The following is a 14,139-nucleotide window of genomic DNA, read 5'->3' on the forward strand; positions in this document are numbered from 1 at the left end:
ATACTATGAATAAAATGACACGATTATTACCTTTAACAATCTGTGCTTTGGCAGTCATTAACGCTCAGGCTAGTGATGAAAAAGAGCTCGAAGAAATAACGGTGATCGCAGTAAAACCAGATGGTTTAAAGATCAGTTCAGACAAGCTCTTATCATTACCAGGCACCGGGAATGATCCATTAAAGGGCTTAGAAGCACTGCCGGGGGTTGTACTTGCAACTCCCGCCACCGGAGGCCCGGTTGCGCAGCCTGCAATACGTGGTAGCTCGAGCAATGACAACTTATATCTTACCGATGGCTTGGAGATGGGGTATGTTTTTCATAATGACGGGTTAAGTGTTTATAACCCACTTCTCGTTGAGAGTTTTGAGTTAAAAACGGGGGCTTGGAGCAGTCAATACGCAAATGCGAATGGCGGAGTGATATTAACCAATTTAAGAGATCCCAATGGTGTGGAGCCGGCACGAGTGATCGACTTAAGCTTTTTTAGAAGTGGGTTTTTATATGAACAGGCCTTATCAAGCAACGCAGCGTTCTACGTTTCTTTTCGAGAAAGCTTAGTTCATACTTATGTTGATAATTTTATAGAAGACGAAGACTTTTCTTTCGCGGTACCACCGAGAAATCGAGACTATCAGGCAAAATTTATTTGGGATTTTGACGCAAACAATATTATTCGATTCTCCGCTAGTGGCGCAAAAGATTATATCGAAATAGCGTTTGATCAAGACGGTAGAGATATTGCTAAAAATCCTGATCTAGCCAGCGGCGAAAGATATCAAACTTACTACCACAGTCAAGCGGTGAGTTTGCAACATTTTGGCGATGTAATAGAGGCTAATTTTAGTGTTAATTTATTGACTCAAAATCAGCAAGAGCGTGAAGGGGAGGTTTTTAGATGGGATGCAGATATCACAAAATTGATTTTCAAAACTGAAAACCAATACGTAGCAGAATCCTTTACGTTAAATTTTGGTGCCATCTATAGAGACACGTCGGTAGACTATCTAGCCAGTGGCCGGTTGATGCCGTGTAATACCGAATTTGAAATGTGCCCACCTAGCTACTTTAGTCCTAAATTTAATGAGCAAGGGACTTTAACTATTTCAGATTATCATGCTTACACCCATCTTACGGGGCAAATCACTGCTAAACTTGATTATCAAATCGGCATTGCTGTTGTTGGCACAGACAATAACAGCCAAAGTTATGTTGAACCAAGATTAGGGATTGGCTTCGACCTCGATGACAATCACACGCTCAGACTAAACTACGGGATCCATCATACCTTTATAGATGACTATCAATTTTTAACCGCTCAATATGGAGAGCCAAGCCTTGAGGCGAGTAATTCATCGCAATGGGTTTTAGGCCTTGATTCACAATTAGCTGATGGAATAGCTCTACGAACAGAGCTTTTTTACAAAGAATTGAAAAACCTCGTTGTTGCAAACCCGCAAGCACAAGCTCGCAGCGAAAACGATGTAGCACTCAGTGATCTGCTTTTTGATGATGTTGCCAGTGGCGAAGCGTATGGGATTGAAATACTTGTAAATAAGCAACTGTCGAACGACTGGTTTGGCTGGGCAAGTATTGCTTATAGTAAAACAGAGCGAAAGAACCCATTAACAGCAGAGGCGTTTAATTCTGAATTTGACCTGCCTTGGGTTGCAAACTTGGTTTTAGATTATAAATGGAATGATCACTGGCAAGTCGGTGCAAAATGGCGATTTCAAAGTGGCAGGCGCTATACGCCAGTATTATCTGCACAGCCTTATAAAGAAACTGGCAGTCAAAATGCGCTCTTTTATATTCCAAAATACAGTGAATTTAACAGTTCACAATGGAGCAATTACCACCGTTTAGACATTCGTGCAGATTATAAAACACAGCTCTATGGCTTTGATGCTAATTTATATTTTGAAGTGTTAAATGTTTATGCTTCACGCGCAGTACAGGAGCTAGAATACAATCAAGACTACAGCGAGTTTGAAAAAGACTACCAGTTCCCTGATATGCCTTTACCATCTATTGGCATCACAATTAACTTTTAAAGATGATAACCCTCTTACTTTAAGTGTGAGAGGGTTGAGCATCTGAAATATAAATTTAGCGTTTTATGGTTGATAAAAAATTTAGAAAATCTAGCACTAAATGAAATTAAAGGGGTTAAGAATTTTCGATAAATTGAAATTTGCCAGCAGTTATTAGCGTTTAAAACCCAAGCAGAAAATAAGCTACAAAGACTAAGACTGCATAGGCCCTCTTTTTACAGTTGGCTGCGTTCGGATAGCGGTCGTTCATTGATAACTATTTTATCTGGCTTAACTAAACCTCTATCTTGCAGGCCTTCCTAATACGCTTTTAAGTACCGATACAAATTCTATATTTAAACCTTTTCGTCTTTTGTCTCGTCTAAATAATAGTTTAATTATTTATAAAGGAAAAAAATGAAACTCTTATCCATTATTTTACTAACAGGCGCTTTGCTAGCCACAAATGCAATAGCAGAGCCTAAAAAGAAGGTACTGATAGTGGCATCTAATATGATAAATATGGGGGATCCTGAACAGCATGACGCAAGAAATAATTTATGGGAATTTGCACCTCCGTATCACATTTTTTTTAGCCACGGCTTTGAAGTTGACTTTGTATCACCTAATAGTGGAGAAGTTAAGTTTATGTTGGAGCCTTTAGGTATAAGTAGTTACACCATCAAATATGAAGGTTTCTTAGAAAAAGCAAACAACTCATTCAAACCTGCTCAAATTGACCCAAATGACTATTGGGGCGTATTCATAGGTGGTGGCTATGGAGTAATGTTTGACGTTACAGATAACAAACAAATCCAATCCATTATCAGTAGTATTTATGAGTCAGGTGGTATTTTAGGTGTTGGTGGTCATGGCGCAGCGGGCATTGTAAACGTGAAATTATCTAATGGGGAGTTTTTGGTGAAAGGAAAAAAAATAGTTGGTTTTCCTAACTCTACTGAAACATCGAAACCATGGGCAAAACAAGGAACACTTTTACCTTTTCTTATTGAAAATCAACTTAATAAGAATGGTGCTATTGCTCAAAATAAAAAAACATTAAAAGATAAACACGCTGTGATTGCAGATCAACGTATTATCTCAACAATGTTTTTGCCTTCAGCTGCACTTGTAGCAAAAGAAATGATAACCTTAAGACAGTAATAACGGCGCTTAATAAGCTAATTAAGGCGGAACTGCTAAAGTTTGACTCGGTTTCGCTCAGCTACGCACTTTACTTTTTAGGGCGTTACCACCGTCCGCTAAATGCACTTTTGAGTAGTTCGGCTTTGAGCGTGAAGGAAAAATTCACGGCTTCACTCCATCAGAATATAAAAGAGAAGTGAAAATGGAAAATATGAGGCATTATATATTTTGATTTTATGAAAAATGACGTTTTATTTTACCTACACTCAACACATTACTAATGGCTTTACTACTATGAACTCAGCGTTAAAGAATACAATGCGAACATTTATACATTCGGTCTCAGTTATGTGTGCTGCGCTGTTACTGACAAGTTGTGTGAGTTGGATTGCACCAACTGTTAAATCTGAGTTGATAGCGCTTCAAGCGGGCGAATATCAGCTAGACAGTCAACATGCTGCATTAATATTTAAAATCCAACATTTAGGGTTATCAACCTATGTAGGGCGTTTTAATAAATTTGATGCACAACTCAACTTTGATCCTAATAATATGACTGCCGCGTCATTAAACGCAGTGGTGGATATTAGCTCTATTGATATTAATAATGCTGACTTAGCAGAAACCTTACAAAATGACACTTGGTTTAACAGTGAGCGTTTTGCGCAGGCATCATTTACTAGCAACAATGTTACAGTTATATCTGATAACAGTTTTAATTTCTCAGGTGATTTAACTCTTAGAGGTGTTACCAAACCTGTGACGTTTAAAGCCACATTTCACGGTGGAGCAGACAACTGGATGACAGGAAAATACACCATTGGTTTTAGCGCGGTAGGTCAAATCAAACGTTCTGACTTTGGCATGGACAGTTATATACCGATTGTTGGGGATCAAATTGAGTTAGAAGTTTATGCGGAATTTCTTAATGTTGGTAAGCAATAAGAAGTAAGTAGATAGCTACTAAATCGTCAATGAGTGAAATTTGCAGATAGAATATAATCCCTGAATGACCGCTAGGGCACATATCAGTTAACCGGATTGCGGTGAGCATCTAAAACTATATGGAATTAAGCAAATAAAAATAATTCTCAATTTTATGCGATTATTAATTGCGAACCGTTTACGTTTAGATTAATATACAAGCTCGAATGTAATTGAGAGTAGTTTGTATTCATGTATATCTGTTTATGTCACGGTGTGACAGATAAAAAAATTGAACAAACAATCGACGAAGGCGCGACTACAATGCGCGAGCTTTCTAAAGAGCTTAAAGTCGGTAGCCAGTGCGGCAAATGCTGCGGCTGTACTAAAAAGATCCTCAACCGTAAGCTTATTCAAATTGCTGATATTACTGAGCAAGTGGCGTAGCTATTGCTTATTGGTAATCGTTTAAACTCAGTGACATTTATCTGTATTATAAAAACTAAAAAAGCAGCCTAAGCTGCTTTTTTGGTATTAACCAAACGTTACATTTGCGACTGCAGGTAGTTTTCAATACCGGTGCTTTTAATTAACTGTTGTTGCGTTTCTAGCCAGTCAATTTGCTCTTCTTGCTCAGATAAAATGTTATCTAGCGCTTCACGGCTAATATAATCTTTTTTGCTTTCAGCAAGTTTTATAGCCTCTTTTAGATCAACCAATGAATCAAGCTCAAAACTCATATTGCAGGCAATCATTTCTTCACTGTTTTCGCCAATTCGTAAACGGCCAAGATCTTGAAGGTTTGGCAGCCCTTCTAAAAATAAAATACGCTCAATTAAACGGTCAGCGTTTTTCATTTTTTGAATTGAGGTTTTATAATCGGCTTTATCAAGTGCGCTAAAACCAAAATCTTTAAACATACGGGCATGCAAAAAGTACTGGTTAATTGCAACTAGCTCATTAGCTAATACTTTATTTAATGCAACAAGAACGTCTTTATCGCCTTTCATACTTTAGCTCCTATTCGCCCATTTGTGATTGATGGTAATTTTGACTACCAATTTTATCAATCAAACCAAGTTGTTGTTCAAGCCAGTAAACGTGATCTTCTTCGGTATCGAAGAGTAATTTTTCTAGGATCTCACGAGACTGGTAATCTTTTTCTTGCTCACATACGGCAATAACTTCTTTAACACACTCGACTACTTCAAGCTCTAGTGTTAGGTCGTTTTGCATCATGCTTTTAACGTCATGGCCGATAATTAGGTCACGGCGTTTGGTCATGTTTGGTACGCCTTCGAGGAATAAAATACGCTTAATTAGCCAATCAGCATGATCTTTTTCTTCTTCCATTTCATGATTTAGGCGCACATAAAGTTTATCTAAACCCCAATCATCGTACATACGTGAGTGGATAAAATATTGGTCGATTGCAGCAAGTTCGTTCGCAAGCAACTTGTTAAAGCTGTCGATAACTTTTTGATTACCTTTCATAATGGTGGCCTCATAGAATACTTAATGCTGCTAGTGTAGTAGAAAAATCAGTTATTGCAAGTATTTTCCTTGTAAATCAGTTGGTTACTATTGAGTGTGATTCTCGTTTAAGTTTGCATTGTTGGTTGCTTTATGAACAGATTGTTATTTAACCTGAACTCTGGTTAAGAGATGTACTTATTGTATTGATATTAAATAACAATTGTATTTCTCAATCTCCACCCGGAGACTTTTAGTGATAACAAGGCGAATTTACGCGTCAATAGCTAGCCTATTGCAAGTAAATTCAACGCAGTTAGCGTTAAAAGTAGCCGCTGGAGATAGATTTATTATCCAGAGTTCAGGTTATTTAAGGTTAGGCTCACGAGTAATATCTAACTCGTTCATTCGATTGTGAAATGAGCGAGTTAGACAAGCTGTGATTTAAAACTGGTATTTAACGCCGACATTGGCCGTTGTACCTAGGCCTTTGATGTTATAGCCGCCGTATGTATACGATTGAGCTCGGGCAGGGAAGTAGTCTTCGTTAAATAAGTTTTCAATGCCTACAAAGCCTTGCCAGTTATAGGCAAATTGGTATTGGCCACTTAAGTTAAAGATATTGTAGCTATCGACAGGGCCTTGATCGCCTACATACTTGCCTTCCTCGTTTGCCGCAAAGCGCTTTCTATCGCCAACATACAGGTAGCTTAAAGTAAGCGAGATTTTATCGCTCGGTTGCCAGTTTAGGTTTGCCGTTGCCTTTGGTGGGCTGATCTGTTTTGAGCCTAAGTACACATCTGCTTCGGTGTTTTTACCTTCAACATAGCTATAGGTTGCCAGTAATTTAAGATTAGCGGCAATTGTATAATCTACTAACGTTTCGTAGCCCCAAATTTCCTGTGGTGCTCGCACCGGTTCGTACACGCCGGTCACTTCGTTAAATTTATTAGTTGTGCCAAGTTCAGAAGTACTGCGATAGGCTGCGACTTCAATTCGTAGATTGTTAAATTGAGAGTTAAAGCCAATTTCGTAGTTATCGATAATTGAGGCTTGGGTTTGTATTAGGCCAATATCGTTCACTGTCGCTGCCCGAAGTAGTATGCCTACATCAGATATATCCGAGCCTTGTGAGTAACTTATAAATGGGCTGAATTTTTCATTAAGATTATATTTAATACCAAAATTATAGGTCGTGGCGTCGTAATCAATAGTGTCACCTTTTACGTTAATTGGTACTGAGCATTGAGTTGGTGTTTTACATAGTTTAAGTGTGCGGTAATCGTCTACGCTTAAATCAATGCTCTCTTGGCGAACACCGGCTTTGACAATAAGATCATCAGCAATCACCCATTTAGTTTGTAAAAAGGCTGCAACACTTTTCATATCCATTTCTGGCACCCATACTCGGCCATCAACAAGCGGTTGTGACGTCACATCATTTAATGCATCAATACCATAAATGAATGTGGCTGCAATTGAGTCAAAGTCTACTTGAGTATTAAATGTTGCACGCGCACCTTTTTTATCTGAACTGATAACAGACTGGCCACCGTTATAGTTCTCATCAGGGTTAGCAAGGCTTGGTGAGTAGAAAAACACATTTTCAATATCTTGCATGTACAAGTCTAGGGTCATTTGAGTGTTTTCAAATAACGCATAATCGGTGTACTTTAGGGTGATATTTTCGTTGCCTTCTGGGCCTTGGGGTTTACCTTGTTTTTGTAATTCGGGTGGTACATGAATTGCGTATGTTTTTTCACCTAAACTCATATCTCCGGTAATATCACCAAGATCAGTTTTTTGCTGTGAGCTGAAGTAGTTATAGCTAAATTGTAATTGCTTTTCATCATCAAAATCATACCCTAACTTAGTAAAGTAGTTTTGTGTGACTGCGTCAGATAAACCGTATTGCAATCCTAAAATATCACCCTGTGCGTCGCGTTGTACGCCATTTTCTTCATAACTAGCAGTAACCAAGTAACTGAACTTATCTGCTCGACCATTAATCGCCGCCGATACTCTTGCGCCAGCACTTTCTTCAAGTTTTACTGCGCTAAAACGACTCGACAAGCTTATTTCGCCAGTTGTTTTATCATCACTTTTTGCCTGTTTTGTGATGTAGTTAATAATACCGCCCGATGCACCGTTACCATAAATCGAGGTTGCTCCTTTGATCACTTCAATACGAGCAATGGCACTAGGGTCGAGGGTTTTAATGCCTAACGAGCCATTACGCAGCGGTGTTGATTGCGGTACTCCGTCAATCATCACCAACGGGGCGCGGCCGCGCAGTGTTTGCCCTGTATTACTTGAACTGCCGGTATCTGGAGCGAGGCCCGGCACCATTTGCGCAAGTAAACTTTGTAGCTCAGGGTTTACTTTTAAATGCTCTTCAATTTGTTTTTGATTGATAACGGTAATAGATGCCGGGACTTCATCAATGCTTTCAAAAACGCGACTACCAGAAACAATGATACGCTCCATTTGTTTGTCTGTGAGTTGCGTTTTATTGATAGCGTCATCAGCGAAAGTAGCTGTACTTACAGAGAGGGCTAATAAGGTTAACGAAGTTTTATACATGAAGATCCTTTACGACAATGTAATTATGAAAGTGCTGTTTTAATTGGTGCAATAATAAAGGTAAGGAACGGTAAGCGCAAGGTTGCTGATAGTTATTATCAATTGCATTTAACTTGTGGCTAAAACAACAATATTGCTCTCATAAGATGGGGTGGGGTGTTTTTCAGCTAATAACCAGTGCAATACTTGCAAAAAATGCTAACCAAAGTGGCATACTTGCTTGATATTTTCCGACATTGAAGATTTGATAACTAAAACCAATAATAAGTAACAGCTCAATTAGTAATTGCAGTGGAAAACCGATAAACGAATACCCAAGTCCCATCACTGAGAGGTAAGTATTGCCGGAGATCTTACTCATTGTGCCGTTAAAGTACTCAGTAAATATATAAAAGCACAGGTGGTTAATGATAAATAGTGCCAAAACGGTTTTCATCTGCTCATCCTTGAGGTTTGTATAAGTTAATTTTAGTCTTTAAAATAGGAAAATCAATGCTGGTTAGATAGGCAAGGAGCTGTATGAAAAAGTACAAAGTAATAACCGCACATAAAAGTGAATACCCAAACCCGATCACCTTTATTAAAGGCACGCTATTGCAGATTGGCGAAAAATACCAAGCAAATCCACTTTGGGATAATTGGTATTTGTGCAGTGTTGCAGATCAACACGATGGCTGGGTACCAAGCCAAGTGATACAGTGGTTAAGTGCAACGCAAGGGCGAGCTTTACAAGATTACACAGCTAAAGAGTTGGATGTATGCCCAGGCGAAATGGTACAAGTAACACGCCAGTTAAATGGTTGGGCTTGGTGTATCAAAATATCCAACGAGCAGCACAGCGGCTGGCTACCTCAAGAAAAACTAAACGGTTTTTAGCCATTATTTATAATGGCGTTTATACCAAAAGTAACCACCGCTTACTGTAAAAAGTACAGGGGTGAGGGCGATAAATAACCAGATTATTTGCACCAATGGGCCTGCAAAATCACCAATATGAAACTTATATTTAAAGTTCCATGCTTGGGTGGTGAAGTTAGCACGGGAGGCATCATAAGATTGCAATACTTCGCCAGTATATTGATTTGCCCACACCCAGCTGTACGCGTGACTCTCGCTTGGGTTTTTTACTCTCAGTGCTAGTGGTTCGTTGGCTTTTTTAGGCATGTAGATACGAAACAATTCTGCATCAGGGTATACCAGCAACGCCTTGTGTAAAGCGACAGCCAAGTTATCATGATCAATTGTATCGGGGACTTCGATGCTTGGCGCTTTAGGCCTTGGATCTACCGTGTTTTGTGTAACAAACTCCAGTACTGCTTGGGTTTGTGTTTTCCAATTGAATGCCATGCCTGTGAAAGCAATTAATAGCAATGGGATAAATAAGTACATGCCAATTACAGTATGTAATTGATAAAGCAAAATTCGTAGTTTGGCTTTTGGTTTGATCACCAAGCGTTTTAAGCGGTTTTTGGGTTTAAGCCAAATGTAGACGCCAACGAGCATATTAATAATAAAAATAAGTGCACAAACAGATACCCAATTACGCAAGGGCCGATTGCCGTCACCATCTTCATAAATTAACCAGCGATGCAGTGCCATGGTGAAACCATAAATTGTGCGGTAATAATCATACTGATGAATAACCGTACCAGTATAAGGGTTAACACTGACATATTGTTTATTAGCCAGTTGCGCTTGCCAGGCATAATTTGGGCTTTGCTCTGGCATTAATAATGTTACGGGTTGCTGGGTGTGTAATGTGATGGTGTTTAGCAAAACAGGGTAGGCAATTACATTGTTATTATTGGGGTTTTCTACCGTCCACAGTTGTGGCTGGACAAGGCGTTGAATATCTTTGGCATACACCAAGATTGCGCCAGTGACACTTAAACAGATCAAAAACAGCCCACTCACTAATGTTAGTATTAAATGAGTACGGCGTAGCCACAATTTTAACAACTCACACACCCTGCACTTATTATAAAATGCGATGATAAATGAGAACGCGAGCTGTTTTCAATAAAATTCGATGAATGCTTTGCTTATTCGCGATACTCAATAATGCAATGTTCGATTGCAAATTCATGATGCAAATAGTTTTTAACATCTTTGAGAACCAGCTCTGTGGATGGTGTGAGCACCAGTTCGCAGCACGCTTGATTATCATCGAGTTGCCATACTTTAATACTGTGTACTTGTTTAATAGCAAACTGTTTACACAGCGCTGTGCTTACCTTATTGCGGTCAAAGTCATCGGGAGCGGCTTGCATCAAAATTTTACAACTTTCAATGAGTAATAAAACACCGTGATAAATTACATAGCCAGAAATTAAAATTGTCGCTATTAAATCAACAACGTACCACTGATATAGAATGATCAATGAGCCCGCTACAATGACCACAATTGACGCTAATGCATCGGATATATTATGAATGAATGCCGCGCGAATGTTCATGCTATTTTTAGCACCCGCATTAAAGGTGAGTATCGCCGTGGCAATATCAATGATCAATGCTATTGCTGCTACCCAAACGACAATCCAACCATCGATTGGGGCGGGATTAAAGTAACTTTCAATTGCTTCGACAATTAAAAAACCACCAATAATGATAAGCGTAGTGCTGTTCAATAGGGTGGCTAAAATTTCAGCTCGTTTATAACCAAAGTGGTAACGTTCATCAGCGGCTTTACTGCCAATTTTACGGGCGATGAGGGCGATAAAAATGGCTGCTGCATCACTTAAGTTATGCAGTGCATCAGCAATTAGCGACAAGCTACCTGAGACTACACCGCCAATAACTTGAGCTATTGTTAGCAGCACATTGATAAACACCGCAAAGCCTAACTGGCGGTTGCTTTGGTTGTCAGTGTCATGACTGTGAGAATGTTGATTTGCCATATTTAGCGCTTCTATGTATTTTTATTATGTTGATTTATATTAAGTGAGCGTTATTAAATTAGCCAGTGCTGGCATAATAATTAATAAAACTGTCTTAAATTCTTTGCAGAGGGATTAAGTTCTGTTAAAGTTATTTGCATATCGTTTGTATGGGGTTATTGCTTGAAGCAATCAGTGTTGTTAATTTTAGCTTTATTACTTCTTCAGCCAGTGCTGGATAGTTTTGACGTGGCTGAACATAACACTGCTATTAACACCACTTCGCAATTATTACACCAGCAAAGCGAACTTGATGAACATTGTATGATTAACAATGATCATGATTCTCACCAATTACAGCATCAACAACTAAGCAAAGCACTTGCGGATAACGCTGATGATGCTCATTGCCACGTCTGTCATATTTCTATTTTATTTACTGAGCCATGGCAGCAGCACGCTAATCTACCAAGTTACGATATTATTAGTTTAAACGATCCTGCGTTTAACTCTCGCTTACTTATTCCTGATCTACGCCCTCCGATCACAACCTTACTAAGTTAATTTTTTAGCTGGCCACTTTTGGCCACCGATTTATTTAGTAAGAGAATACGTTATGAATTTAAACAAACCGTTTCGGTTTGCTTGCCTATGTATGGTTGTATTAACTACCACAAATACATTGGCTGCGCCAACGCCTAATACTGGCGATTTAAATTGGTTGTTGACGCAATTAAAACAACACCCAAATTTACAAGCTGATTATCAGCAATTACAAAGTGCGGAGGCTTCTGTTCGAGCCGCTGGGCAATCGTTATACAACCCAAACTTTGAATCGAGCCTTGAAAAAGAGGGTGATGCGAATAACTTTAGCCTCGGCTTGAGTCAAACATTTGATATTAATGATCAACAAGGTGCGCAATTAACTGCGGCGCAGCTAATGCTAAATGCACAGCAGCAAGAACTGCAACTGAGCTATCTACAACTTGTAGAACAAACCTTGATTGCGCTGATCAATTGGCGCAGCAGCAAAGCGGCTTTTCAACTTGCACAAGATCAAGAGCAGCAGCTAGAGCGATTAGTAAACGAAATTAAGCGCCGTCGGGTTGCTGGTGAAGTCGGCCTGCTTGATGAACAACTGGCTTTATATTCACTGTCTGAAATTTTGAATCAAACAGCACAACAAGCCAGTGCTTATGCCGATGCTAAATTAGCAGTTCAAGCCTTACTACCTGCTTGGCGAGAAGACACTGCGCTCACTCCAGAGCGCTTACTTACTGGTATTAACACCAATACCAACACTGACAATGTGTTGCAGCATCCGCAGCTATTATTGGTTAAGTCACAATGGCAATATCAACGCCAACAAGCACAAGTGATCAAAGCTGAACGCGCTGTTAAACCCACTGTGGGGATTGCGGCGGGGAAAAATGGCGATGATAGTATTGTCTCGTTAAACTTCTCTATGCCTCTGAATATATTGAATGACTTTAGTGATGAATATCAGGCGTCTGAATTGCAGGCAATGTCGAAGGAAGCCGAATATCAAGCGTTACAGCGCACGATGACATTTCAAGCACAAGCGAGTAAAGAAGTGATGCAAGCTTATGCTCAGCGGGTAAAACGTTGGCAATCAATTAACCAAGCCAATGCAGACAGTAGCCTCGAATTGATTGAGCAACAATGGCAAAGCGGCGATATCAGCACTGCTGAATACCTTACGATGCGTCAACAACGTATTTCAGGTTTGCTTGCTGGCGTTGAGATTGTTCAGCAAAGCCAATTGGCAAGCGTTAATTGGTTAACTAAAAGTGGCCAACTTAGCAATTATATTACTACCTTTACACGTCCCCTAATTGATGGAGCTGCCTTATGAAGCGCTTAAATATTACTTTTTCTGCCCTTGTATTAATGTTTGCCAACTTTGCACCGGCAGCCACATCTACACCGCAAGATGTTGAACATGCCAAATCAGGCCACGAACACAGTGAAGCACAATTACAAGCTATGCATGTGCACGAAGCTGATGAAGCTCCTCACGAGGATGAACAAGCTGTTTCACAGCCGCAGCCAGAGCACGACGAGCAAGCTGGTGGGGTACGCTTAACAGACACCCAAATGCGCTTAGCAAATGTGCAGATCAGCAAGTTAGAAAAACGTGTTTACCAATCACAGCTTTACGCACCAGGTGAAATTAAAGCAAATGGCTATAGCAGCTATGTGCTGTCGCCACGAGTTGATTCAATCGTGGTAAAACGCCATGCCACATTAGGGCAGCACATTAAAGCGGGCGCGCCATTGGTCAGCTTATTTAGCGCTGAAGTTGCCAGTGCGCAAACCACTTATCGATTAGCGAAAGCTGAGTGGCAACGAGTGCAAAAAATGGGTAAAGGCACCGTGAGTGAAAAGCGTTTACTGACAGCTAAGGCTGAATACGAAGTAGCGCAGAGTCAGCTGGTGGCGTTTGGTTTATCTAGCAAAGCGATTGAGCAAAGTGCAGATATTCCCGCTGAAAAACTTGGTGAATACACACTTTTCGCAGGCACCTCTGGTGCAGTGTTAAGTGATAATTTCGCTCAAGGTCAGCGAGTTGATGCTGGGATTGAGCTTATGCTAATTGCCGATGAGAGCTTACTGTGGGTTGAGGCAAAACTATCAGCAAATCAAACAATTGATATTGATGAAGGGACCACGGCTCAAGTTAAAGTTAATCAGCAAATGTATCCTGCAACCGTGATCCAAGAAGCCCATACGATTGATCAAGCCACACGCTCACGAGTGGTACGTTTAAGTGTTAAGAACAATCAGCATACGCTGCATCCAGGTATGTTTAGTGACGTATATTTTGAATTTGCTACAGAGCAAAAAGTACTTGCAGTGCCTGAGCAGGCATTACTGAGAAACCCAGATGGAGATTGGGCGGTGTTTGTACAAGATGAAGATGGTGAGCTTATCTCGACAGAAGTTGAATTAGGCCAACGCTTTGCTGGTTTTCGTGAAATTAAAGGATTACCAGAGGGCACGAAAGTGGTGACTGAAGGCGCATTTTTTGTTGCGTCAGAGCAAGCGAAAGGCGGCTTTGATCCGCATAACCACTAGGA

The 14,139-nt window shown here is 40.0% G+C and carries 14 protein-coding genes; 8 read left to right on the forward strand and 6 right to left on the reverse strand.

Annotated features, from left to right (window positions below):
• The first annotated feature begins 5 nt into the window (after positions 1–5).
• The 4 genes from PVK79_RS08995 (at position 6) to PVK79_RS09010 (ending at position 4,550) form a co-directional block, all read left to right on the forward strand.
• A complete protein-coding gene (locus PVK79_RS08995) occupies positions 6–2,054 on the forward strand; it encodes a TonB-dependent receptor plug domain-containing protein (RefSeq protein WP_257326480.1) in 2,049 nt (682 codons plus the stop codon).
• A gap of 396 nt (positions 2,055–2,450) precedes the next feature.
• Entirely contained in the window at positions 2,451–3,197 is a 747-nt protein-coding gene (locus tag PVK79_RS09000) for a type 1 glutamine amidotransferase domain-containing protein (RefSeq protein ID WP_257326481.1), read from the forward strand.
• 300 nt (positions 3,198–3,497) lie between these two features.
• Positions 3,498–4,124: a YceI family protein gene (locus tag PVK79_RS09005; protein WP_257326482.1), complete on the forward strand. Its 627-nt coding sequence runs from the start codon at positions 3,498–3,500 to the stop codon at positions 4,122–4,124.
• Between the two features lie 231 nt (positions 4,125–4,355).
• Complete coding sequence (locus tag PVK79_RS09010) at positions 4,356–4,550, forward strand: (2Fe-2S)-binding protein (RefSeq protein ID WP_145236256.1); 195 nt, start codon at positions 4,356–4,358, stop codon at positions 4,548–4,550.
• A gap of 98 nt (positions 4,551–4,648) precedes the next feature.
• Here the strand turns inward: PVK79_RS09010 and bfr (PVK79_RS09015) are convergent, their stop codons facing one another.
• The 4 genes from bfr (PVK79_RS09015) to PVK79_RS09030 all read right to left on the reverse strand — a co-directional run bounded on the left by bfr (PVK79_RS09015) (position 4,649) and on the right by PVK79_RS09030 (position 8,595).
• Entirely contained in the window at positions 4,649–5,113 is a 465-nt protein-coding gene (gene bfr, locus PVK79_RS09015) for a bacterioferritin (protein ID WP_257326484.1), read from the reverse strand.
• Between the two features lie 10 nt (positions 5,114–5,123).
• Entirely contained in the window at positions 5,124–5,597 is a 474-nt protein-coding gene (bfr, locus tag PVK79_RS09020; protein WP_087531591.1) for a bacterioferritin, read from the reverse strand.
• 423 nt (positions 5,598–6,020) lie between these two features.
• Positions 6,021–8,159, reverse strand: a complete 2,139-nt coding sequence (locus tag PVK79_RS09025; RefSeq protein ID WP_257326486.1) for a TonB-dependent receptor — start codon at positions 8,157–8,159, stop codon at positions 6,021–6,023.
• 163 nt (positions 8,160–8,322) lie between these two features.
• On the reverse strand, positions 8,323–8,595 hold the full coding sequence (locus PVK79_RS09030; RefSeq protein ID WP_257326487.1) for a hypothetical protein: 273 nt from the start codon (positions 8,593–8,595) through the stop codon (positions 8,323–8,325).
• A gap of 83 nt (positions 8,596–8,678) precedes the next feature.
• Between PVK79_RS09030 and PVK79_RS09035 the strand changes: the two genes are divergently transcribed.
• The gene (locus PVK79_RS09035; protein ID WP_257326488.1) at positions 8,679–9,035 is read left to right on the forward strand and encodes an SH3 domain-containing protein; all 357 of its coding nucleotides are present in this window, start codon (positions 8,679–8,681) and stop codon (positions 9,033–9,035) included.
• A 3-nt stretch (positions 9,036–9,038) separates the two neighbouring features.
• Here the strand turns inward: PVK79_RS09035 and PVK79_RS09040 are convergent, their stop codons facing one another.
• Together PVK79_RS09040 and PVK79_RS09045 are read right to left on the reverse strand one after the other, a co-directional pair.
• Positions 9,039–10,118 carry a PepSY-associated TM helix domain-containing protein gene (locus tag PVK79_RS09040; protein ID WP_257326490.1) on the reverse strand — a complete coding sequence of 360 codons (1,080 nt, stop codon included), beginning with the start codon at positions 10,116–10,118 and terminating at the stop codon, positions 9,039–9,041.
• An 83-nt stretch (positions 10,119–10,201) separates the two neighbouring features.
• The gene (locus tag PVK79_RS09045) at positions 10,202–11,059 is read right to left on the reverse strand and encodes a cation diffusion facilitator family transporter (RefSeq protein ID WP_257326491.1); all 858 of its coding nucleotides are present in this window, start codon (positions 11,057–11,059) and stop codon (positions 10,202–10,204) included.
• A gap of 162 nt (positions 11,060–11,221) precedes the next feature.
• On the opposite strand from PVK79_RS09045, the gene PVK79_RS09050 reads away from it, so the two are divergent.
• From PVK79_RS09050 to PVK79_RS09060, 3 genes are read left to right on the forward strand one after another with little or no spacing between them, the layout of a single operon-like run.
• Complete coding sequence (locus PVK79_RS09050) at positions 11,222–11,602, forward strand: hypothetical protein (protein ID WP_257326492.1); 381 nt, start codon at positions 11,222–11,224, stop codon at positions 11,600–11,602.
• Between the two features lie 52 nt (positions 11,603–11,654).
• Positions 11,655–12,914, forward strand: a complete 1,260-nt coding sequence (locus PVK79_RS09055) for a TolC family protein (protein ID WP_257326493.1) — start codon at positions 11,655–11,657, stop codon at positions 12,912–12,914.
• Positions 12,911–14,137 carry an efflux RND transporter periplasmic adaptor subunit gene (locus PVK79_RS09060; protein ID WP_257326494.1) on the forward strand — a complete coding sequence of 409 codons (1,227 nt, stop codon included), beginning with the start codon at positions 12,911–12,913 and terminating at the stop codon, positions 14,135–14,137. Before PVK79_RS09055 ends, PVK79_RS09060 begins: the two co-directional genes overlap by 4 nt.
• Positions 14,138–14,139: the final 2 nt, after the last annotated feature.

The organism is Pseudoalteromonas rhizosphaerae, from assembly GCF_028885455.1.
Taxonomy (GTDB): Bacteria; Pseudomonadota; Gammaproteobacteria; order Enterobacterales; family Alteromonadaceae; genus Pseudoalteromonas; species Pseudoalteromonas rhizosphaerae.